Source organism: Gottfriedia sp. S16(2024) (genome assembly GCF_050473765.1).
GTDB lineage: Bacteria > Bacillota > Bacilli > Bacillales > Bacillaceae_G > Gottfriedia.
This window is the reverse complement of the sequence record NZ_JBFLUO010000001.1, coordinates 604,440-627,116: the sequence shown is the minus strand read 5'-3', so window position 1 is coordinate 627,116 and position 22,677 is coordinate 604,440. Positions and strand designations below refer to the sequence as shown.

Here is a 22,677-nt window from a genome sequence, read left to right as displayed (position 1 = left end):
AAGCTTTGTGTTACACAAAAGTCAATAGAATTTGTTTTAGCATTTTTCTTCTATTCTAACTCTCGGAAACGGTGGTGTTTTTATGAAAGAAAGGTTAACGATAAGTGAGATAGCCAAGTTAAGAGGAATGACGACAGAGGCTTTGCGTCATTATGACCGAATTGATTTATTTAAACCGAAATTTGTTGATCCCGAAACAGGATACCGATACTACTCCATTTTTCAGTACGAGATCCTTGGAACCATCAAAGAGCTTCGTCAAATTGGGATGAGCACAGATGAAATTAAACAGTATTTCAATCAACGAAATTTTAAGAAATCAAGTGAGATTCTTAAAGCCAAACATGCTGAACTTGTTTCGAAACTAAAGGAATTAACCGAGATAGAAGTAAACATCAAAGAAAAAATAGCCTATTTAGACAATATTTCAAGAAAAGAAGCATTTCAAGAGATTATCTTTCGCGAAATAAAAAGTAGAAAGTTAATTACTTTAAATGAAAAAATTAATAGTAATTTGGAACTTTGTTACAGTATTATCCGGTTGGAAACCATGCTAACAGAGAAGGCACCCATTCTCGCGAGTAATCGCTTGGGCATTATCATCGAAGAAGATGACATTAAGGATAAACGGTTTGAAGAGCCCTCAGTGATATTTGTTGTAGCGAAAAAGGATGAAAAAATACAAAAAGAGTATCTGAAAATGATTCCTGAAGGGTTATTTGCATGCATCCGCTATAATGGGGAATTATTAAGGAATCGCAGTAAAAGCTTAAATAAATTATTTACATACCTTCATGAAACAGGCTATCGTATTATTGGTGGCGCATTGCAGATCATGGTGGTGGATATTACCGTAACGGATAATCCGAATGAAGTCATGTTTGAAATTCAAGTCCCAGTTAAAAAAATTTGAAATTTCTCTGGATATACGAATTTGGAGAGCTATTCACTCTATATTAGTAGAGATTAATGAGCGTAAAGGTCCCATATAAAGGGACCTAAAAATAATTTAACAAAATTAACCCTAGAAAGGTCTGCCAAACTCAGCAGACCTTTTCCGTTTCTATTTATTTAGACTCACTAATCGTCTTATTAACAACATCAATCACATAGTTTTTTGTGTTTTTATTAATCGAACCACCATCACCTTTAAAAATCGTGGATTTGGTTGTATCAGTTGGTTCAATGTGTAATGGTACTTGTGTCTGACCTTCTTTTAGATTAATAGATTGAGTGAATTTCATCTCATTATCAGTAGTTACTTTTTCCCCGTTGATAGTGAGGTTAGCTCCTTTAATAGCATTCCCTTTGACAGTTAAAGTTGAACCATTTACATCAATTTGGCTTACTACAAGTGGCTTATCAATCCAGCGTAAAATTGTATCTTGAACAGTCATTTTGTTGCCACCTTGGTTTGAAACAACTATTTTCATATCAGTTCCAGTCGCACCGTAACCGTAGTAACTGATATCATCGTCTGATGGATCAGATGGTGTATGGTCTGCTAATCCTTCGTGATCCCATGTGTTGTCTCTCGTATATTTGTAGGTAATTTCAGTTCCTTCTTCAAGCTCAACTGTATATTCCCAATCTGGTGTAACAGCGCCATTTCGGCTCATTGACCATGCACCTGTATTCCAACCATTTAAGCTGTTAGGTATATTCATTTGTGCTGACAATGGTGTGTCATCTGGTGCATGTACCTTAAATGTGACTTGTACCATGACAATATCTGGTGTAACACTTACAGTATTTGAATCCACATAGTTCCCTGCTTGATCAAAGACACGGATTTGGTAGTTATATGCTGTACCGTTTGTGACCTGATAATCACGTAAGGTAGTAGTGTCCCCGTTTACTGAAGTAAGTAAATGACCGTCACGATAAATGACTGCTTTATATGGCTGATCTGGCTGCGTAAGTTTCCAGTTCAAGTTAACTTGACCAGACTCTTTAATTGGTGTCTCCAAAGTGACCTTACTAGCAGGGGGCGTATTATCTAAAGTGCTACGTGTATAATTCACTTCTTTTGTTTCAGAGTATACCCATGTATTACCTAAATTAGGTGTGAAGGCCATTCTGTATTCATATATGCCAGCCTCTAATGGTGTGAAGCTACCTTGAAACTCATTAGCTTGATTTTCTTGAGACTGACCATTATATAGAGTTTGGTATGATTCCCAAGCAGTCTGGCCTTTCATTCTTACTTGAAGCTCGGCTGTAACTCCTTCAGCTGGACCTGTTTCTGTTGCACCTTGCAAGTAAAAAGTTGCTTTAACAGTAGAATCAAGCGCTAAATTCAGCTCCTGATTAGCTAAGGCTGTCATGTTGGCCACGCTAGCTTTGCTAACATCGTAGTGAGGTACGAGACCAACTGAGACTGCAGGTTCAGATTCGTTCCCGTTAGCATCTACAGCAGTTACAGAAAAATAGTAGTTACGACCATTATTTAAATCTGAAATGTTTACAGAAGTGTTCGTCGTTTCTTTTACTTTTGTCCATAATCCGCCTGCAATAGTAGATTGATAAACATTGAATTTTGTGCCAGTTCCTGTCCAGCTTAAAGTAATTTGTTTAGAGCCTACAGTCCCAATTACATTTTTAACTGACTGTGGATTTTTTACGTCATTATTGGATATTAACATTCTTCCTGATTCAGCAGGAACGCTCAATGTTAACTTGCCATCCTTCACTGTAGCAACATATTTTTTATCCAATTGGTCTTCTAGACGAATTCCGTTCGCAATCAGCGTTTTAGTGTCAACTTCAACAGTTTGTGCAGTTTTCCCTCTGTTGATGATGATGAGGGCTGATTTTGTTCCTTTAGTACGAACGTAAGCTAATACATCGTTTTTAGCATAAATATGGTGAAGATCTCCGTGACTAAATAGATCGGAATTTTTACTTCGAATTTGACCAATCGTTTGATAATGTTTAATCAAATCTTGGTTTTCATTTCCCCATGGATACGTACGGCGATCATCTGGATCTTTTGATCCTGTTTGACCCGCTTCATCTCCATAATAAATGGTCGGTGCACCAGGATAACCCATTTGAAGGATAGAGGCTAGCTTTAATCGTTTCACACCTTCATTGTAATTATAGTTTGGATCTTGTTCAGCTCGATTGTAAGTATCTGTTCCGTTGCCTAGTAGGAATATAGCTCGTGCAGTATCATGAGATCCCATTAGATTCATGAGAGCATAAAAAGCTTCCTTTGGATAATCCTCTTGAACAGCAAGAAGGGAGTTTTGTGCATTTTCTGCATTACCATTCTTTAAATAATCTAGTATGGCACCGCGGAAACGATAATTCATTACGGAGTCATATTGATCTCCTAAAAAGTATTTGGAAGCGTCATCCCAAATTTCTCCTAAAATAAGTGGTTTTTCATCTTTTTGAAGAGTTTGACCTGCGCCTGTCATCTTCTTGGATTTAATTTCTTTTCGAAATTCCTGCCAAAATGAGCTGTCTACTTCATTCGCTACATCTAAACGCCAGCCAGAAGAACCGCGATCAATCCATGATTTGCTTACAGAATCCTTATCATACATTATATAGTTAGCAAATTCAGTGTTGTTAAGTTCGCTAGGGTGATCCACCTTTGAACCTTCTTTTGATTCAAATACTGGGAGACTGTCATAGCCCCACCAACCTTCATACTTATAATGTTCTCCATTTGAAACACCGTTGACTTTTTCATTTGGCACTTTAACATTTTCAATTTGGAACCAATTTTCAAAACCGTACGGGCTAAAGGATTGGCCTTCGGAGATAAATTGCTTTTTCGCTTTCTCTTTGGCAGTAGCCTCTGACAGTTTTTCATTATTCATCAAATCATAAATACGAGACCAGTACTCATATGCACCAACTGTTTTATATTTGTTATAGCGGTCAAAATAGATTGAATCATCTGAGACGTGGTTAAAAACACCGTCTAAAATTAAATGCATATTACGTTTTGCTAATTCTTTTGTGAAGTCTTTAAATTCTTTTTCTGAGCCAAACATTGGATCCACTAATTTGTAATCTGTTGCATCATATTTATGGTTGGATGGTGCAAGAGCAATCGGATTTAAATAGAGTGTGTTGACTCCCAGTGATTGAAGGTAATCAAGCTTAGCTTTGATTCCAGCAATGTCGCCTCCATAAAAGTCATTACTAAACTCACCGTCTCCAGTATATGATCCATTTCCTTGTTCATAAGGATTATCTGGTAAGCTTGTCCAAGAAGGGGGATGTTCGATTGGTTGATTACCACGAGCTCCAACCTTGTCCTTTACATTGTCATTTGTCTTGTTTCCGTTAAAAAATCGATCCGGAAAGATTTGATAAACGACAGCTTCTTTCATCCAATCTGGGGTTTGATAGTTAGGGTCATATACTGTCAGTTGGAAAAGGCTTGCATTTTTATCTACTGCTTTTCCAGTATGACCTTCTTGTGTGTCTTCTCCATATTCTGCCGTTGTATCTTGGTCTCTGACAATGAATTTATACCCATGAACACCTTTGTCCGTCGGAGTAAACGTAGCCTCCCAGTATTCAAGGTCACCTTTGTCTTTTGTGTTTGACCAACCTACATTCTTCATAGTCAAAACCTTTGTTGTACCTGAATTATAGTTTTTTACATAAAGGCTCGCGCTTGTTAAATCGCCTTTTTTAGCTGATATCCTGAAGGTGACAGGTGTCTTTTCTGGAACGGCCCCAAATGGCTTTTTGTATACTTGATCCCATGAATCATGATAGAGGGCATTCTGATCAATTAAGCCATCAGATCCTGCTGGTTTATAATCTGTATAAACTTCTTTTGTTTGGTTATTAAAGAAAAATGTAATAGTAGATTCAGAGAGTACAGTTAACTTTAGATTGGAAGTAGGGTAGGACTCTGTCCAATCTTTTCCTAGTACAATCTTGTATTCGTAAGTACCGCTTGGCACTTTTGTAGTAAAGGAATAGATATTTTTGAAATTATCATCTTTTAATATGGCCGTTGAGTCTGCTGGGCTCCAAGCTGGCCCTGCATTAATAGCAGGCTGGATTGTTCCAACAAGGCGTGGTTGTCTTTCGTCCGCTATTGGAGTGTAATGAGTGCTGTCAGTAATTGAATGAGTGTTATCATTATAATAGAAAGTGACATCCTTTTGTTCGGATAGTGTTAGTTTAATGTTGTTGCCGCCAGGATTTCCGCCTTCACCGTAATTTTCTGACCAGTTTCCACCAATGGCGATTTTGTACTCATATTCTCCAGCTGGTAAAGTACCAGTAAATGTATAGAGACCATTACCTTTATACACCATTTCTGTTTGTTTTGAAGATGGGTCCCAATCACCTGAATTTCCTAACAACTTTTGAAGGCTTCCTACAAGTACAACTTGTCTAGCTGTCGTTTTTGCTGCTTTTACAGTTCCGTTTGTAAAAAATCCCGGAAACATCTGGAGAACTAATCCTAATACAGTAACAAGCGATAATATTGATCTCTGTTTTCTCCTCATGAAAAAACCCCTTTCTCTTTCTAAGTTAGGAAAACGTTTATACAAAAGATGCAATAAAAATATGTATGTAGGTAATGCTTACTTATTGCAAACGTTTGCACAAATTGTTTTCAAAATAATTATATCTTTTTATTAACACAAATCAATGGGAAATAGCAAAATAATACAAATTTTCTGAATTGAATACGATTAATGTCAATTCAAGATAGAGTTCATAGGGATATAGTTGAACAGATGAATAAAGGGAAAAAGCTGTAAATGAAACGATAGAGGATTTGAAAAATAGTGAATTAGTCAAACAATTAATAGAAATAGATGTTAGAAAAGTACTAGAAATTGTGGAGCATTTTACTTATTCTTTTTTAAAAAAGCAAATTATTTAGGAATTGAGATCGTGAAGGAAACCGTTTGAGGAAGATAGTTGGGGGGGGAGTAGAGTAGAGAAATTGTTTGCACACGGTATAGCTGGACTATTAGCTGTTCAAACTAATAGGGCAGATAGTAATTAACGAGTTTCATAACTCAAACACAAAAAGACGCGATCCCAATTAATTAAGTGGGACTGCGTCTTTTTGTATCTATTCAAATAATTACTTATTACTAGGAAACGCAAACGATAAACTACTATTTTCACTAGGAGTCAACCAACGCTCGGAAATCATCTTCGTCTTCGTATAGAAGCGAGCTTGATCAGGACCAAACATTTGCCCGTCGCCAAATTTTGAGCCTTTAAAACCAGCGAAGTTATGGTAACCTACAGGTATTGGAATTGGTACATTTACACCGACCATACCGACGTCAATTTCAGTCGTAAATTTCCTAGCGGCTAAACCATTGTTTGTAAAAATCGTTACGCCATTTCCTAATTCATGCTGGTTGATTAATCTAATTGCTTCTTCTAATGAATCAACGCGTACAATATTACGTACAGGGCCGAATACTTCTTCATCATAAATTTCCATACCTGGTTTAACATGGTCTAGTAAAGTCGGGGCTAGGAAGAAGCCCTTGCTATTTTTAGTAATGTCTTTATTACGGCCATCACATACGATTTTTGCGCCTTCTTGTTCACTGCGATCAATTGCTTTTAGGATCGTCTCTTTCGCTTGCTGCGAAATAACTGGTCCATAGTCGGCACCTTGAGTGTAAGCTCCGACTTTTAATCTATTAATCTTTTCTTCTAAAATTTCTACTAAACGATCAGCTGTTTCTTGTCCTACAGGCATTAATGTTGAAATTGCCATACATCGTTGGGAGGCAGCTCCATAGCCAGCACTTATGAAGGCGTTAGCTACTTGTTCTAAGTCGGCATCTGGCATGACTACCATATTATTTTTGCCACCACCTAAAGCAACAACTCGTTTGCCATACTTAGCGCTTGTTTCATAAATATAACGTGCGACAGGTGTAGAACCAACGAATGAAATTGCCTGTACGACTGGGTTTTCAAGCAATTCGTTTACTGCTTCTTTATCTCCATTGATTACTGTCCAAATTCCATCTGGGAGACCAGCTTTAGTCCATAACTCACTTATATATAAAGCTGTCATAGGCACACGCTCAGAAGCTTTCAAAATTACTGCATTTCCAACTGCTACTGCCATGCAAGTTTGTGCTAGCGGCACCATAATTGGAAAGTTGAATGGAGAGATTGCTGCAACTACTCCAAGAGGGTATTTAGCAGAGTAAGCATTAATTTGTCCGCCAACATTTACTGAATATTCTCCTTTCATCAAGTGGGGAGCATTAATTGCTAAATCTACTGATTCAATACCTCGAGTAATTTCGCCCAATGCATCTTCTTCTGTTTTTCCGCTTTCGGTACAAATTAATTCAATTACTTTATCCTTATTTTCTGTTAGCAAGTTTCGGAATGCCATTACAATTTCTGCGCGTTTAGCAACTGAAAGGTCACGCCAAGCAGGGAAGGCAGCTTCTGCTTTTTTAATGGCATATTTTACTTCTTCTACAGAAGCTAATGGAACTTTGGCGATCACTTCGCCTGTCGCAGGATTGAATACTTCTTGGAAACGACCACTTTTACCAGCAATCATTTTTCCATCTATATAATGAGTTAGTTCTTTTACTTCAGTAATATTTGTCATCTTCAAGTTCTCCCTTCAATAATCAAGCTATCTTTGCTTTAGATTTTATAAAATTTCATTTATTGCTTGTGTTAAGCCAGAAAGAATGAAATCTTTTTCCTCGGTTGTAATATTTAACGGAGGAGATAGTGTTAATACATTGTTATAGCCTGCTACTGTTGCACCGTTTTTCCCAATAATTAGTCCTCGTTCTTTGCATTTAGCAATTACTTGATTGACTTTCTCTACACTTAAAGGATTTTTTGTATATTGATCTTCTACTACCTCGATTCCGATTAGTAGTCCTTTTCCGCGAATATCGCCAACGTGAGGGTGGTGTGAAATGGTCTCTTTTAATTCATCAATTAGAATCGCACCCATTTTTGAAGACTGTTCAAATAAATTTTCGCGTTCCATAATTTCTAGGTTTTTTAGCGCAACTGCGCATGCAGCTGGTGAACCCCCGAATGTATTTACATGGCGGAAATAGTCATAGTTTCCGTTTTTAGTGAACTCTTCATAAATTTCTCTCTTTACTGCTGTTGCAGAAAGTGGCATGTATGCACTTGTAAGTCCTTTTGCCATTGTAATGATGTCAGGCCGCACTCCGTAATGTTGATGACCGAATGCTTTTCCTGTGCGTCCAAAGCCGCAAATTACTTCATCAACAATTAATAGTGCACCATGTTTATCGCAAACTTCCCTAATGCCTCTTAAGTAATCTTCAGGAGGCATAATGACTCCACCACCAGTAATAATTGGTTCTAAAATCATCGCCGCAATTGTTTCTGAGTGTTCCCATGTCATGATTTCGTCTACCGCTTTAACGGAAGGTAATTCGCTAGCATTCTTAAAGCCATCTTCATTGTAGCGATACTGATCTGGTGCTTTCACATGAATAAACCCTGGTGCTAAAGGTTCATATTTATATTTGCGCTCGGCTTGCCCTGTTGCAGCGAGTGCTCCCATAGTGTTACCATGATATGCGCGGTAGCGTGAAACTACCTTATAGCGATTTCCTTGTCCTTTTTGCTGATAATACTGACGCGCGATTTTAAATGCTGTTTCATTTGCTTCCGAGCCGCTATTCGAGAAGAAGACGACATAATCTCCGCCTAGTAATTCATTGATTTTTTCGGCAAGTAAAATTGCAGAAGGATGACTAAGAGATAATGGTGTATAGTTGTTCTCTAGAAGTTGGTCATATGCTGCTTTTGCAATTTCTTCTCTTCCATAACCAACATTTACACACCATAATCCAGACATTGCATCTAAATAACGATTATCATCAATATCTGTTAGCCAAGCTCCTTCAGCTTTTTGAATAATGGTTGTAGCTTGTGGGTTATAAGGCTTCATTGCATGCCATAAATATTTCTCATCTTTTGTAACCAAATTTTCAGCTATACGAACATTTTCCATTTGAGTCACTCCTTTAGTAATTTGTTAATCTGTCTTTATTGTGAAGTCTTTTAACGCGATTATCATCAGACAGAATGTAAAATGTTTACTAAAAACTGTTTCACATATTGACACTTTGTTAACAAAAAAATCCCCTTTTTTCATTCAAGTAATGAGTGAAAGAAAGGGGATATGAAAGGCCGTTTATAACGAAAGTTTTTCTAAGTCTGTAAATTGGAAATTATCCTGAGTAGCCAGCAACATTAATTCAACAGCGAGTCGTTTTGGTGGAAGCATATAATCAGTTCCTATTAAACTTTCAATTTTGGACAAGCGATGATATAACGTTTGACGGACAATAAATAGCTTTTTAGCAGTCTCATTTTTTAAACAATTACATTGCAAATAAACTTGTAATGTTTCTATCAAATTTCCATTATTTTTTGCATCATATTCATAGAGGGGATATAAATAGTTCTTTGCTAAATCCATAATTGCTTTGTTTTTTTGCATTTGAAGAATTAATTGATGTAAGTAGAGATCTTCATAAAAATAAGAAAGTTGAATAGCGTTTTGGCGGATTAATAATGTATCCTGTGCAGTTTCGAAACTTTGGTGCACTAATTTATAATCATTTACAATCTGTCCAACAGCAGAAGTGACATTTAAGTCTATATAATTATTATTCTTCCTGAAGTTCTTGATTTTTTCAATACAGTCTAAAATACGCTTTTTTGTATCGTATCCATAAATATCTGCAATGATATAAATCAGTCTTTGTTTTTCTTCCAATAAAAATAGAACGAAACCTTTATTTTCAAAAATATTTCGGGAGTATAATTTATAATAATTTAAATCGTATTCTTTTTTTGAATTCTTTATGTGATCGATTAAGACGAAATAAGAGCAATCTACTAAATTATGAAAGCTTTGTTCTTGTAAGAAGGAGGTAATGACGGAATCTTCGAATGATCCATTTAACCAAGATTCTAATAATACGCGGGAGTAAATATTTTGTTTCTCTTCTATGTATAGACTGCGTAACAAATATTGAGATAAAGCGGTTACAGTTCTGTCTAATACTAATAACTCGAACTCATTTATTGTACGGTTCTCGGTGAAAATACATACCTCACCATAGCTTTCCTCTAATATGTTTACTTCACATTTTGCAAAATGTTTTTTTTCGTTTTTCTTTTCGTATTTGTCTCTTAAGTTCATATACATATGCTGTTTTTCATTTGGAATAAAGGAAGGTTGCTGACCGTTAATAATAAATGCAACGTTAATGTTTAAATATTTATAAAGTCTCATTAAAATATGTTCGTAGTGAGTTATTTTCAAAGTTAATTTGTTAATTTCTTGTGAATAGTTTTCCAACCGTTTAATCATTTCATATTGTTGATTAATTAACATACTATGTATTTCTTGTGTAATCTCTATAAATGGGATGATTTCTTTAAACACGATAATTGGGAGATTATACAAATTGGCCAACTCGATGACATTATTCGGTACAGATTGTATATGTTCACCAAATTCAATACATAATCCGGCTGCTTCTTTACTAATTAGTTGTTCTACAAATTCGAACAGCGTCTTTTCTTGTGTTAGTTGTATTCCGGTAGTTAATACTAATTCATTGCCTTTAATGAAAGTACCAATCTCTTTCGACTCCAGTATATGAACCCACTTAATAGCATTCGAAATCCCGCTGTGACCAGCTAGAATTTGAGCCTTTTTGAAATGTTTTTTATCAAATAAATCTTGAACCCTAAGTGAATAAGACAATAAACAGCCTCCTCTTTAGAAAAAGGTTTATCAATGCTTTATACAGAAAATATAACATAATGTAAAACGACAAAGGGAACTTTTTTACATTATGTTTATATCGAGCGATTAAAAAGCTATGTTATATTTTTTGTATATTCATAAAATTTAGACAAAGAGGGTGTGCGAATGAACAAGACAGCTTTATTAAATGGTGAAGTGATTACAGTAAATAGTAAAAATGAAGTCTTTGAAGCATGTCTAATTGAAGGGAATAAGATTGCAGCTGTAGGAACAACAGAAGAAATAAAAAAATATATAACTACCTCAACGGAAGTCATTGATTTGCACGGAAGATCTGTTTTACCAGGTTTTATTGATGCTCATATGCATCTTTTTTTATACGGTAATACATTAATGCACCTCGACTGTAAAAATCCCACAATTAATTCAATTGAAGAGCTAAAAGATAAATTAGCTGACATCGTTCAAAATACTAAAAATGGACAAATAATACGTGTATTTGGATTTAATGAGTTAATGGTAAAGGAACAACGGTATCCTACGATTGAAGAACTTGATGAACTTACACAGGAACACCCAATTGTTATTACCCGCACTTGTGGACATATTGGGATTGTCAATTCAACTGCTTTAAAAATCGCCAAAATTGGTCCAAGCACTCCTAATCCAAAAGGAGGAACAATCGAAAAAGATAATAACGGCAAGTTTACTGGTCGCCTTATTGAAAATGCCTTTTTAGAATTTAATCAAAATGTGACTTATAGTAATGATGAATTATTTAATGCACTAATGAAAGCACAGGAACAATTATTTGCTTATGGTATTACAAGTGTCCATGATGCTGGTGGATTCGATGAAAACAGCTTTAGAATTATGCAAATTGCTTCAAATAATAAGAAATTAAAAGCTCGAGTTTATGCGTTAATCGGCAGTTTGAACGATTGTCAAAATTTCACTAAAAATATGTTAGCGGCTGGAGTAATGACTAATACAGGAAATGAATTTTTCAAAATTGGACCAGCTAAACTTTTCACTGATGGTAGTAGTACGGGCCCGACAATTGCTACTCGTGAACCATATACAAGCGATGGAAATAATTACGGTTATTTACAGTATACAGAAGAAGAACTTTATTCTATCTTTTCCCCTGCACATCGAAATGGCTATCAAATTACAGTGCATGCTCAAGGTGACCGAGCGATTGAGCAATATTTGAGTGTCATAGAAAATATCTTAAGTGAATTTCCACGTGATGATCATCGTCATCGTGTTGAACATTTAGGCGTCTGTCCACCAGATTTACAAGAAAAAGCCAAGGCCCTAAATGTCATTCCTATACTCAACCCTTCATTCCCTTATGAATTCGGAGAAAGTTATATTCGTAACTATGGTGAAAGAACCAATTATATGTACGCGGCAAGTGATTTATTGAACCAAGGCATCATTACAGCGGCAGGTTCAGACGCTCCGATCACGACAGTTAATCCATTAGTCGGCATATATACAGCTGTTACTCGTTTAACGCGACAAAATACAGCTTTTGGACAACAACAAAAAGTATCGCTAATGGATGCGATTCGAATGTATACGTATAACGGGGCCTATGCAAGCTTTGATGAAGATTCTAAAGGAAGCATAGAATCAGGAAAATTGGCTGATTTAGTTATTTTAAATACTTCTATATTAGATTGTCATGTGGAAGATTTACTCGAAGTAAAAGTAGATTCGACAATCTTAAATGGTGAAGTAGTGTATACAAATCAATTTGAGGGATGGAGTGTGGGGAGCAAGTGAGAAATTATTTTAAATTATTACTGATTTTTCCCTTCATAGGAATGTGTGTCCTTCTGCCCTTAGCTAATCGTATAGAGCCTTTTATTTTTGGGGTGCCATTCTTATTATTTTGGATTGTATTATGGATGATTCTCTCGTCTGTCATTCTGTTCATCGTTTATAAATTAGATCCTACCAATAAAGGAAGTGAATTTTAATGAATGTTGCCTTACTGATTATCTTTTTTATTGGGGCCGTTGCGTTATATTTAGGGATTAGCGCAAGTCGTGGGAAAGAAATGAATGTAAATGAGTTTGCGGTAGGGAATAAAGGATTCGGTACAATATTCGTATTCTTATTAATTGCTGGTGAAGTTTATACGACTTTTACTTTTTTAGGTGGCAGTGGCTGGGCCTATTCAAACGGTGCGGCAGCTTATTATGTGCCAGCATATATATGCTTGGCTTATGTACTTTCCTATTGGATTATCCCAAAAATTTGGCGTTTCGCAAAGAAGAATGATGTTATTTCACAGCCTCAATATTTCATGAAAACCTATAATAGTAAGGCTTTAGGTATGGTTGTAGCTTTCATCGGTTTAATCGCACTTGTACCGTACATAGTAATCCAATTAAAAGGATTAGGTATTATCGTATCCGAAGCTTCTTACGGTGTCATTTCGCCATTAATTGCTTCTACAATCGGTGCAGTTATTGTTACAATTTATGTTATTAACTCTGGTATCCATGGATCTGCTTGGAATGCAGTATTAAAAGATATTTTAATCTTATTTGTCATTGTATTCTTAGGTATCTATATTCCTTATCACTATTTTGGTGGTATTCGACCATTATTTGAAGCTGTTCAAACAGCTAAGCCAGAAGCTTTAACATTTGCATCTGAAGGTTATAGTATGCCTTGGTTTATTTCGACAATTGTTCTAAATGCGTTTGGTTTTTACCTTTTACCACAATCTTTTAGTGTCGTATTAGCAGCTAGAAGTGAACGTGCTTTAAAGAAAAATGCGATCACATTGCCTTTGTACACAATCTTAATTTTATTTGCCTTTTTTATTGGATTTGCTGCAATAATTCAAGTGCCAGGATTAAAAGGACCTGAAGGTGATCTTTCTCTTTTACGTCTTACTATGAAAACATTTGATCCTTGGTTTGTAGGAATTGTTGGTGGGGCAGGACTTTTAACTGCATTAGTTCCTGTATCTGTAATGGTTATGTCTGGAGCAGTAGGGTTAATGACGGGATTTTACAAATTAATTAAGCCAAACTCAAGCGATCGTCAGCAATTGAATGTATCAAAGTTATTTGTTTTATTTATTATTTTAGTAGCGTATGTATTTACTATTACAGGCGGAGAAGCGTTGGCTGTATTAAACATTATGTCATATGGTTTAATTACTCAATTAGTGCCAGCACTGATCTTCGGTTTCTTTAATACAAAACTAATGAATAAGTACGGTGCGATTGCTGGTATTATTACAGGGGTTTCCATCGTATTATTTAATGCAATAACTTCATTTAAATTAGTTAATATTTTCCCTAATATTCCAAGTTCAATAAATGATATTAACATTGGATTTGTAGCAATTGCCATTAATATTATCATCAGTGTCGGCGTAAGTTTAGTAACTAACGCATTGGTTGAAAGAGAAAAAGCTGAGCAAGGTGCAGAAGAAATTGCCCAATAATTAAAGGAGGCCTTCATATGATCAAGACGAATGCTAATCGGCTTCAAAGATTAATTGAGTTGTTTAGTGAATATGGTAAAACCGAAAACAATGGAGTAACTAGACTAGCATTATCTCCTGAAGATATTGCTGTAAGGAAGAAATTTCAGGCATTATGTGAAGAAGTAGGAATGACAGTAAAGCATGATGATATGGGGAATATGTATGCTACTTTACCAGGGAAAAAAAACTTACCTCCAATTGTAATTGGTTCCCATTTGGACTCAGTTATTAAGGGAGGACGTTTCGACGGCGTACTAGGTGTACTTACAGCTTTAGAGACTGTTTATACAATTATAGATGAAAAGATTGAATTAGATTATCCAATTACAGTTGTCAATTTTACAAATGAAGAAGGGGCAAGATTTGAGCCATCTCTTATGTCTTCTGGCGTACTATCAGGTAAATTTGATAAAAAGAAGATGATTGCTTCTACAGATAAAAATGGAATTACATTTGCAAAAGCATTAAATGAAAGTGGTTTCGATGGTTCTGAGGCAAATCGCTTAAAAGAAGCTAGCGCGTATATCGAACTACATATTGAACAAGGACCTGTACTGGAACGGAAAAACTTAGAAATCGGGGTAGTAGAAGGTGTACTAGGAATGGTATGCTATGAAATCTCTGTTTTTGGAGAATCCAACCATGCAGGTACGACGCCAATCAGCATGCGTAAAGATCCGATGTTCACTGCTGCTAATGTGGTGGTAGATTTACAAAAGCAATTACAAAGACTAGATTCAGAGCTCGTTTATACAATCGGTCGTATAAATGCATATCCAAATATTCATACGGTCATTCCTTCAGAAGTAACCTTTACTTTAGAGGCGAGGCATAAAGATCCGAGTGTTATTGCAGAAGTTACACTAATGGTGGAAGAATTACCAGTAAATATAAGTGGCTGTCCAATCAAATCGACCCGACTATGGGATCGAGACACAGTTGACTTTGATGAAGAAGTAGTCAATGCTGTGGAATATGCTTGCAAAGAGTTAGGGTATAAAGAAAATCGAATGTATAGCGGCGCTGGTCATGATGCTCAATTCATTGCTTCCTTTATTCCAACTGCTATGATTTTTGTACCAAGTGTAAATGGATATAGTCATCGTGAAGATGAATTAACTTCATATGAGGATTGTGCGAAAGGGGCGAATGTTTTACTGAATTCTGTCTTAAAATTATGCGTTGAAAAAGTGAAGAAATAGGGTTTGTTCATAAAAAAACTCTGGTGATATGCAAGTAGAGTATGTGACTGAGCTGTTTTAAAATTTAATTAATATATCTAAAAAAGGCAACGTATACAATGGTACGTTGCCTTTCCTTCTTTATGAAAGAAGGTTTCTAAATTAAGAATTTTTTTGTATTTACTTATGTAAATTTGAATGATTGCTATTAAATGGAGCTCTTCTAATTAAATTAAGAAAATGGTAAATTAAGCCTTATTAATATTATTGTATACAATGTGAGTGCGAGGATGTAAACTAAATTTGTGAAACAAGTAACAAACTTAATTTGTTTTGTGAAATATGTAACAAACTATTTAAGTTAGTTTGTAGTTTTCGTTTCAATTAAGTAAATTAACTAGCTACATCTTAGGAGGAACATCATAGTGAAAGAGCAATTTAAGTCAGTTCGAAAAGTTTTATCTTCAACAGTAATCGCTGCTATAGTCGCAACCTCAGTAACACCAGCGTATGCTGCCTCATCTTATACAACTTATGTAAATGCATCAAAAGCAACAGATAAATTTGTAAAAGCTGGCCTACCTAAGCAAACTTCTGATGAAAAAAGAATCGCATCATTAGAATCTACAGCTAGAAAAGAAGTAGCAAAATTAACGAGTAAATATAAAACAAAGAAAAGCTTATTTACTAAACAAATTACGAGTCAACACAACAAAGTAGTTTCTTATGAAGCATTAGAAGATAAAGCAGAAAAAGGTGCAAATGATGCAATTAAAAAATTTGAAGCATTTAAGGGTAATGTTACAGTAAAAACAACAAGCACTGAAGTGACTGCTCATTATAATGATGCTTTGAAAGCAATAAATAATTTAAAATATGCAAATGTTAAATCAGCTTTTATTTCAAAGCTGACTAGCATTAAGTCGGACATTACAAAGAAAATTGCTGGATTACAGGTTTCAAGTATAAGCAATATTAGCGACATTAAAGTTAACGGCAAAGAAAATGTACCCCTTCCAAAAACAGTAGTCGTAACACTAGTAAACGGTACAAAGGTTTCTAAAGCTGTTCAATGGAATCAAACTAACTTTAGCAAGGCAGGCACTTATACTGTTTATGGTACTGTAGCTGATACAACGAAGAAGGCAAGCGTAAAAGTTGTAGTTGCTGGACCAGTCATGATCGCAAATTCAGAGGACTATGTACATGTACAGGACTTCAAATTTTCAAATAACTATAATGCTGGATATTTTGCTTATAAAGTAGGATTTAAACTAGACGTAAATGAATTACCATCTAGCTTATTAAAAGAAATTAAAATTACGTTGATTGATGAAAAGGGAAATACAATTGCAACTAAAACAGCTTCTGGTACTCAAATCGACCAATTAAAAGTCGACGGTGGTATGATCAGTACGGAGTTTATCCAAAGTGATAAAGTGGTAAAGGACGATTGGTGGACAAGTTCAGCTTACGACTTAACAACACCGTCAAAAGCAGTGATACAAATCACAGATAAATATCAAAATATTTATAAAGTAGAAAATAGCAATCCAAGTGGAATTCCTAATAGCATTATGTTATCAAGCCAAAATAGCACAAGTAATTTCACGGATATCCAATCAGCAGTAGATGCCGCTCAAGATGGAGATTCAATTTATATTCCTAAAGGAACGTACGAATTAAATAAACAAATTAGAATTGAAAAAGCACTTACTTTAATTGGAGCAGGAGATTCAACAGTTATTAAAAAAGGTTCTACATCTTGGACAAACACTACAGGAACAAAAGGCTATGCATCATTAATTACAGTAAATAGTGGAGATAAAGCAGTTAAACTTCAAAACATTACAGTAATAGGTGCGGCGGATATCACAATGACAGGATCTGGTTCAGGAACTGATTATGGAAGCGGTATAAATGTAGTTAGTTCTTCAGATGTAACTTTAAATAATGTTAAGTCAACAAACAATGCAGCAGCTGGCTTAATCGTAAACAGTTCAAATGTTGCAGCTAACAATTTTAATACAAGTGGAAACAGTTGGTATGGTGTAAATGTCGATAAGAGCGCAAGTGGAGATGCAAGCTTTACTTTAACAGGCAACGGTGTGATTAGTGAAGCTACTCCAATCATGTCAGATAAAACAACAAATGTAACAGTAGATGCAAAAGGTTATACTGCTTATCCTATTGAAGGAACAACATCAACAGTATGGAACAATAAAGCTCCAGAAAATTTTATTAAACTAACAAATGCAAATAGCACAAGTTATTACTCAAACCTTGTAAATGCAGTAAATGCCGCACAAGATGGAGATACAATCAAAGTACCGGCTGGAACATACAAATTAAATAGCCAGCTTAGAATAGAAAAATCAATTACGATTATTGGTGCAGGAGATTCAACAGTTATTACAAAAGGTACTGCACCATGGACAAACGCAACTGGAACAAAAGGCTATGCATCATTAATTACAGTAAATAGCGGAGATAAAGCTGTAACTCTAGAAAATCTAAAAGTGACAGGTGCAGCGAATATCACAATGACAGGATCTGGTTCAGGAACTGACTATGGTAGTGGTATAAATGTAGTAAGCTCAACAAATGTAACTTTAAATAACATCACTTTAACAAATAATGCAGCAGCAGGTTTAATTGTAAATAGCTCAAATGTTACAGCAAACAATTTAAATACAAGCGGAAACAGCTGGTATGGTGTAAATGTTGATAAGAAGGCTAGCGGAAATGCAAGCTTTAATCTAACAGGTAATGGTGTAATAGGAGAAAATACGAAAATCTATTCAGAGTCACCAGACTATGTTACTGTAAATGCTCAAGGTTATACTTCTAGTGTAATTACAGGAGGAGCAATGGTTTGGACTAAATAATCTAAGTAACTATTTTAAAACACCCTATTCCTTAAAGGAGATAGGGTGTTTTCTTTTTATGATTTAATAAAAGAAATACTATGTAATCCTAAAACAACTTTACGAATTATTTACAATCGTTTAAAACTAGGTTAATTATTCTTTTCTATAGTTAGAGATGTAGAAAATAATAATTTTCCTTAGGAGGACAAACAATAATGAAACGTGGATTAAAATTAACATTTGCAGCAATGGCTATTACAGGTATGTTAGCAGGATGTTCTAATAAAGACGAAAAAACAACTGGCAAGACTAGTACAGATGATAAAAAAGTAGAATTAACAGGAACAATTGGTGCTGCAGGATCAACAGCATTACAACCACTAGCTGACGAAGCAGCAACTGAATTTATGGCGAAGTTCCCACAAGTATCAATTACAGTTCAAGGTGGCGGTAGTGGTACTGGTGTAAACCAAGTATCTACTGGAGCAATTCAAATTGGTAACTCAGATGTACCTGCTGCTGAAAAATTAGAAGATAAATCTTTAGCAAGTTCATTAGTAGAAGCTAAAGTTGCTGGTGTTGGTTACTCAATGGTTACAAATAAAGATGTTGGTGTAGATTCACTTACACTTCAACAAATTGAAGATATTTTCGCTGGAAAAGTAGCAAACTGGAAAGAAGTTGGCGGTAAAGATGAGAAAATTAATGTAATTAATCGTCCAGCATCATCTGGTACTCGTGCAGCGTTTGAAAAGAAAATTATGAAAGACGTTAAGATTAATGATGGCGTAGGAACAGTTCAAGATTCAAACGGTGCAGTTGAACAAGCTGTAAACTCTACTCCTGGTGCAATTTCTTATCTTGCTAATTCATATTTAATTGGCGATAAAAAAGACGCTTTAAAAACTGTGAAAATTGATGGAAAAGAATCTTCAACTGATAACATTACTTCTGGTGCATACCCATTCTATTCATATGAGTATATGATTACAAAAGGTGATGCAAAATCTCCAGTAAAAGAATATATTGAATTCATTAGTGGCGATGAATTTGCTAATAAGTTAGTTGAAATGGGCTATATCCCAGCTTCAGAAATGTCAGGTTTACAATAATAATGTAATTTGAGCTGACTCTAAAGGTCTATGACTTTTTGAGTCAGCTTTTTTTATTTCTTTGTAATGGACAAAAAGCTTTTTTCAACAAATTCCGTCGCTATATCAACAAAAAGCATCACTTTATCAACGAAGTTCACAGCTATATCAATTAAAGTCACTATATGTTCGGGCTTTTCAATATTGACTACGTTAACGATCAACATGATGAAACTACTTAAAAAGTAAAGTTAGTATTAAGTAGTTTTCTACTTTATATTTAGTAAGTTTTAATAAATACTTGATAGTTTAACGCAACGTTTAGTGCCCTTATATCGACTAAATATACAATTCTTAAAAAGATTTACAATTTCTTTACGATTGATTAAAACTTGCTTAACCTAAAAACTTTAAAGTAGAGAATGTAAGAGAGAAACAAACAAAAATAAAAAACAAAATTAAAAATAAAAACAAACATTTTAGGGGGATTAAAATGAAACGTGGATTAAAATTAACATTTGCAGCAATGGCTATTACAGGTATGTTAGCAGGATGTTCTAATAAAGATGATAAAACAACTGGAAAGACTTCAGATGATAAAAAAGTAGAATTAACAGGAACAATTGGTGCTGCTGGATCAACAGCATTACAACCACTAGCTGATGAAGCGGCTACTGAATTTATGGCTAAGTTCCCACAAGTATCAATTACAGTTCAAGGTGGCGGTAGTGGTACTGGGGTAAACCAAGTATCTACTGGAGCAATTCAAATTGGTAACTCAGATGTACCAGCTGCTGATAAATTAGAAGATAAAACTTTAGCAAGTTCATTAGTAGAAGCAAAAGTTGCTGGTGTTGGTTACTCAATGGTAACGAATAAAGATGTTGGTGTAGACTCACTTACACTTCAACAAATTGAAGATATTTTCGCTGGAAAAGTAACGAACTGGAAAGAAGTTGGCGGTAAAGATGAAAAAATTAATGTAATTAATCGTCCAGCATCATCTGGTACACGTGCAGCATTTGAAAAGAAAATTATGAAAGACGTTAAGATTAATGATGGCGTAGGAACAGTACAAGACTCAAACGGTGCAGTTGAGCAAGCTGTAAACTCTACTCCAGGTGCAATCTCGTACCTTGCTAACTCATATTTAATCGGCGATAAAAAAGATGCTTTAAAAACTGTGAAAATTGATGGAAAAGAATCTACTACAGACAATATCGTTTCAGGTGATTACCCATTCTATTCTTATGAGTACATGATTACAAAAGGCGATGCGAAATCTCCTGTAAAAGAATATATTGAATTTATTAGTGGCGACGAGTTTTCTAATAAGTTAGTTGAGATGGGTTATATCCCAGCTTCGAAAATGGCAGGCTTAGAATAATATAAAAAATGAGAGTTGGTTTTATACCAACTCTCAAACTAATTTATTAATGGATGATAGGGGTTTATCATGAATTTCAAAAAAAGAAACTTTTTTCTAATTGAATACCTTGGAAGAACTCTTGTAACTTTATGTGGTTTCTTAATGATCGGTATTACAATAGCAATAATAGGATTTATTGTTAGTAAAGGGATTCAATCATTTACAGTAAGTGATATATCGTTAAGTGAAATTTTGTTTTCAAAACATTGGAGTCCGAATAATGCTTCAAACCCAACATATGGTGCTTTAATCTTTATTGTTGGATCAATTCTTGTATCTGTTGGCGCTGTAATTATAGCTGCACCAATTGCGATTGCATTAGCAATTTTCATGAATTTTATTTCACCTAAGTTTGGTGAAAAAGTATTAATTCCAGTTTTAGAAATTCTAGTCGGTATTCCCTCAGTAGTTTATGGATTTCTTGGGGTAACAATATTAGTTCCACTTCTTAGAAATACTGTAGGTGGAGTAGGTTTTAGCTTAATTGCAGGGATTATTGTGCTTAGTATCATGATTTTACCGACAATTGCAAGTATAGCATCTGATGCTGTGCGAGCTGTTCCTAGAACTTATTTAGAAGCATCATATGGACTAGGCTCTACTAGATGGCAAGCAATTAAATTGGCAATTGTACCCGCTGCAAAAACAAACATTTTAACAGCAGTCGTTTTAGGTCTGGCTCGTGCATTTGGTGAAGCATTAGCTGTACAAATGGTAATCGGAAATACAGTTAAGTTCCCTAATGGTATTTTTGACCCAACAGCAACATTAACAGGAATTTTAACAATGGATATGGCAAATACATTAAACGGTACAGCTTGGAATAACACTTTATGGACTCTAGCAATGATCTTACTTTTAATATCCTTCCTCTTTATACTTGTCATTCGATTAATTGGGAGAAAAGGAGGATATGAATCATGATTGCAAGAAAAATGGATAAGATTTGGACGGGAATTCTTTGTTTAATAGCTGGCTTAGTTGTAATATTATTACTATTTTTATTAAGTGAAATTATTTTTAAAGGTTGGGGATTCTGGGACTTTGATTTCTTGTTTGGAAAACCTAGTAATATTCAAGCAGGTGGTGGGATTGGACCACAACTTTTTAATTCATTTTATATCTTAGTGTTAACATTAATTATTTCAGTTCCGATTGGAGTTGGAGCTGGGATTTATATGGCAGAGTATGCAAAACCAGGTCGATTTTTAAATTTCTTAAGACTATGTATTGAAACGTTGGCTTCGTTGCCTTCAATCGTAGTAGGTTTATTCGGTTTATTAGTATTTGTAACAATGACTGGATGGGGTTACACATTAATTGGTGGTGCACTTGCGATTTCAATCTTAAATCTTCCAAGTTTAACAAGGATAAGTGAAACAGCGTTATTAAATGTTCCTAAAACTAGTAAAGAAGGTAGTCTTGGATTAGGAGCTACAAAGTGGCAAACTATTACTAAAATTAGTATCCCAACAGCAATTCCACAATTAATTACGGGGATTATTTTAGCAGCTGGAAGAATTTTTGGTGAAGCAGCGGCATTAATCTATACTGCTGGACTTACAACGCCTATTCTAAATAATGCTGCTCCATTAAATACACCGATGAATCCGTTTAATATTTTTAGACCAGCAGAAACGTTAACAGTTCATATCTGGAAATTAAATTCAGAAGGTATTGTTCCAGATGCACAAAGCATCGCTACAAAATCTGCTGCAGTCTTAATCGTAATGATCCTGTTATTTAATCTATTTGCTAGATTGTTTGCTAAGTTTTTAAATAGACGTTTTACAGGGGCAAAAAGATAATAAAATA

The 22,677-nt window shown here is 35.0% G+C and carries 15 protein-coding genes; 10 read left to right on the top strand and 5 right to left on the bottom strand.

The window, feature by feature from the left end; all coding sequences use genetic code 11:
• Positions 1–82 precede the first annotated feature (82 nt).
• On the top strand, positions 83–913 hold the full coding sequence (locus AB1282_RS03110; protein WP_056467972.1) for a MerR family transcriptional regulator: 831 nt from the start codon (positions 83–85) through the stop codon (positions 911–913).
• Positions 914–1,067: 154 nt separating this feature from the next.
• On the opposite strand, the gene AB1282_RS03105 is transcribed toward AB1282_RS03110, so the two are convergent.
• The 4 genes from AB1282_RS03105 to AB1282_RS03090 all read right to left on the bottom strand — a co-directional run bounded on the left by AB1282_RS03105 (position 1,068) and on the right by AB1282_RS03090 (position 10,768).
• The gene (locus tag AB1282_RS03105; protein ID WP_429898418.1) at positions 1,068–5,492 is read right to left on the bottom strand and encodes an alpha-amylase family glycosyl hydrolase; all 4,425 of its coding nucleotides are present in this window, start codon (positions 5,490–5,492) and stop codon (positions 1,068–1,070) included.
• Between the two features lie 590 nt (positions 5,493–6,082).
• Complete coding sequence (locus AB1282_RS03100) at positions 6,083–7,597, bottom strand: CoA-acylating methylmalonate-semialdehyde dehydrogenase (protein WP_429898417.1); 1,515 nt, start codon at positions 7,595–7,597, stop codon at positions 6,083–6,085.
• A 45-nt stretch (positions 7,598–7,642) separates the two neighbouring features.
• Complete coding sequence (locus tag AB1282_RS03095) at positions 7,643–8,998, bottom strand: aspartate aminotransferase family protein (protein WP_429898416.1); 1,356 nt, start codon at positions 8,996–8,998, stop codon at positions 7,643–7,645.
• A gap of 183 nt (positions 8,999–9,181) precedes the next feature.
• Entirely contained in the window at positions 9,182–10,768 is a 1,587-nt protein-coding gene (locus AB1282_RS03090; RefSeq protein ID WP_429898415.1) for a PucR family transcriptional regulator, read from the bottom strand.
• 168 nt (positions 10,769–10,936) lie between these two features.
• Between AB1282_RS03090 and AB1282_RS03085 the strand changes: the two genes are divergently transcribed.
• The 6 genes from AB1282_RS03085 (at position 10,937) to AB1282_RS03060 (ending at position 19,454) form a co-directional block, all read left to right on the top strand.
• Positions 10,937–12,565, top strand: a complete 1,629-nt coding sequence (locus AB1282_RS03085) for an amidohydrolase (protein ID WP_429898414.1) — start codon at positions 10,937–10,939, stop codon at positions 12,563–12,565.
• Positions 12,544–12,762: a DUF3311 domain-containing protein gene (locus AB1282_RS03080; protein ID WP_390310945.1), complete on the top strand. Its 219-nt coding sequence runs from the start codon at positions 12,544–12,546 to the stop codon at positions 12,760–12,762. The genes AB1282_RS03085 and AB1282_RS03080 overlap by 22 nt, the downstream gene beginning before the upstream one ends.
• Entirely contained in the window at positions 12,762–14,249 is a 1,488-nt protein-coding gene (locus AB1282_RS03075; RefSeq protein ID WP_390310944.1) for a sodium:solute symporter family protein, read from the top strand. The genes AB1282_RS03080 and AB1282_RS03075 overlap by 1 nt, the downstream gene beginning before the upstream one ends.
• Positions 14,250–14,266: 17 nt before the next feature.
• Positions 14,267–15,493, top strand: a complete 1,227-nt coding sequence (locus tag AB1282_RS03070) for a Zn-dependent hydrolase (protein WP_429898413.1) — start codon at positions 14,267–14,269, stop codon at positions 15,491–15,493.
• Between the two features lie 404 nt (positions 15,494–15,897).
• Positions 15,898–18,360 (top strand): glycosyl hydrolase family 28-related protein, encoded by a 2,463-nt coding sequence (locus tag AB1282_RS03065; protein ID WP_429898412.1) that lies wholly within the window; start codon positions 15,898–15,900, stop codon positions 18,358–18,360.
• 197 nt (positions 18,361–18,557) lie between these two features.
• Positions 18,558–19,454: a phosphate ABC transporter substrate-binding protein PstS family protein gene (locus AB1282_RS03060; RefSeq protein WP_056467978.1), complete on the top strand. Its 897-nt coding sequence runs from the start codon at positions 18,558–18,560 to the stop codon at positions 19,452–19,454.
• A gap of 53 nt (positions 19,455–19,507) precedes the next feature.
• Here AB1282_RS03060 and AB1282_RS03055 read toward each other — a convergent pair whose 3' ends face one another.
• Positions 19,508–19,660 (bottom strand): hypothetical protein, encoded by a 153-nt coding sequence (locus tag AB1282_RS03055; protein WP_429898411.1) that lies wholly within the window; start codon positions 19,658–19,660, stop codon positions 19,508–19,510.
• A 266-nt stretch (positions 19,661–19,926) separates the two neighbouring features.
• Between AB1282_RS03055 and AB1282_RS03050 the strand changes: the two genes are divergently transcribed.
• The 3 genes from AB1282_RS03050 to pstA all read left to right on the top strand — a co-directional run bounded on the left by AB1282_RS03050 (position 19,927) and on the right by pstA (position 22,670).
• Positions 19,927–20,820: a phosphate ABC transporter substrate-binding protein PstS family protein gene (locus AB1282_RS03050; protein ID WP_390310939.1), complete on the top strand. Its 894-nt coding sequence runs from the start codon at positions 19,927–19,929 to the stop codon at positions 20,818–20,820.
• 69 nt (positions 20,821–20,889) lie between these two features.
• Entirely contained in the window at positions 20,890–21,786 is an 897-nt protein-coding gene (pstC, locus tag AB1282_RS03045; protein ID WP_056467989.1) for a phosphate ABC transporter permease subunit PstC, read from the top strand.
• A complete protein-coding gene (pstA, locus tag AB1282_RS03040) occupies positions 21,783–22,670 on the top strand; it encodes a phosphate ABC transporter permease PstA (RefSeq protein WP_056467992.1) in 888 nt (295 codons plus the stop codon). Before pstC ends, pstA begins: the two co-directional genes overlap by 4 nt.
• Positions 22,671–22,677: the final 7 nt, after the last annotated feature.

Coding starts and splice junctions, on each gene's coding strand:
- AB1282_RS03060 (WP_056467978.1), top strand. CDS start 18,558: ATGAAACGTGGATTAAAATTAACATTTGCAGCAATGGCTATTACAGGT.
- AB1282_RS03055 (WP_429898411.1), bottom strand. CDS start 19,660: ATGTTGATCGTTAACGTAGTCAATATTGAAAAGCCCGAACATATAGTG.
- pstA (WP_056467992.1), top strand. CDS start 21,783: ATGATTGCAAGAAAAATGGATAAGATTTGGACGGGAATTCTTTGTTTA.
- AB1282_RS03075 (WP_390310944.1), top strand. CDS start 12,762: ATGAATGTTGCCTTACTGATTATCTTTTTTATTGGGGCCGTTGCGTTA.
- AB1282_RS03110 (WP_056467972.1), top strand. CDS start 83: ATGAAAGAAAGGTTAACGATAAGTGAGATAGCCAAGTTAAGAGGAATG.
- AB1282_RS03100 (WP_429898417.1), bottom strand. CDS start 7,597: ATGACAAATATTACTGAAGTAAAAGAACTAACTCATTATATAGATGGA.
- AB1282_RS03070 (WP_429898413.1), top strand. CDS start 14,267: ATGATCAAGACGAATGCTAATCGGCTTCAAAGATTAATTGAGTTGTTT.
- AB1282_RS03080 (WP_390310945.1), top strand. CDS start 12,544: ATGGAGTGTGGGGAGCAAGTGAGAAATTATTTTAAATTATTACTGATT.
- AB1282_RS03050 (WP_390310939.1), top strand. CDS start 19,927: ATGAAACGTGGATTAAAATTAACATTTGCAGCAATGGCTATTACAGGT.
- AB1282_RS03095 (WP_429898416.1), bottom strand. CDS start 8,998: ATGGAAAATGTTCGTATAGCTGAAAATTTGGTTACAAAAGATGAGAAA.
- AB1282_RS03105 (WP_429898418.1), bottom strand. CDS start 5,492: ATGAGGAGAAAACAGAGATCAATATTATCGCTTGTTACTGTATTAGGA.
- AB1282_RS03085 (WP_429898414.1), top strand. CDS start 10,937: ATGAACAAGACAGCTTTATTAAATGGTGAAGTGATTACAGTAAATAGT.
- pstC (WP_056467989.1), top strand. CDS start 20,890: ATGAATTTCAAAAAAAGAAACTTTTTTCTAATTGAATACCTTGGAAGA.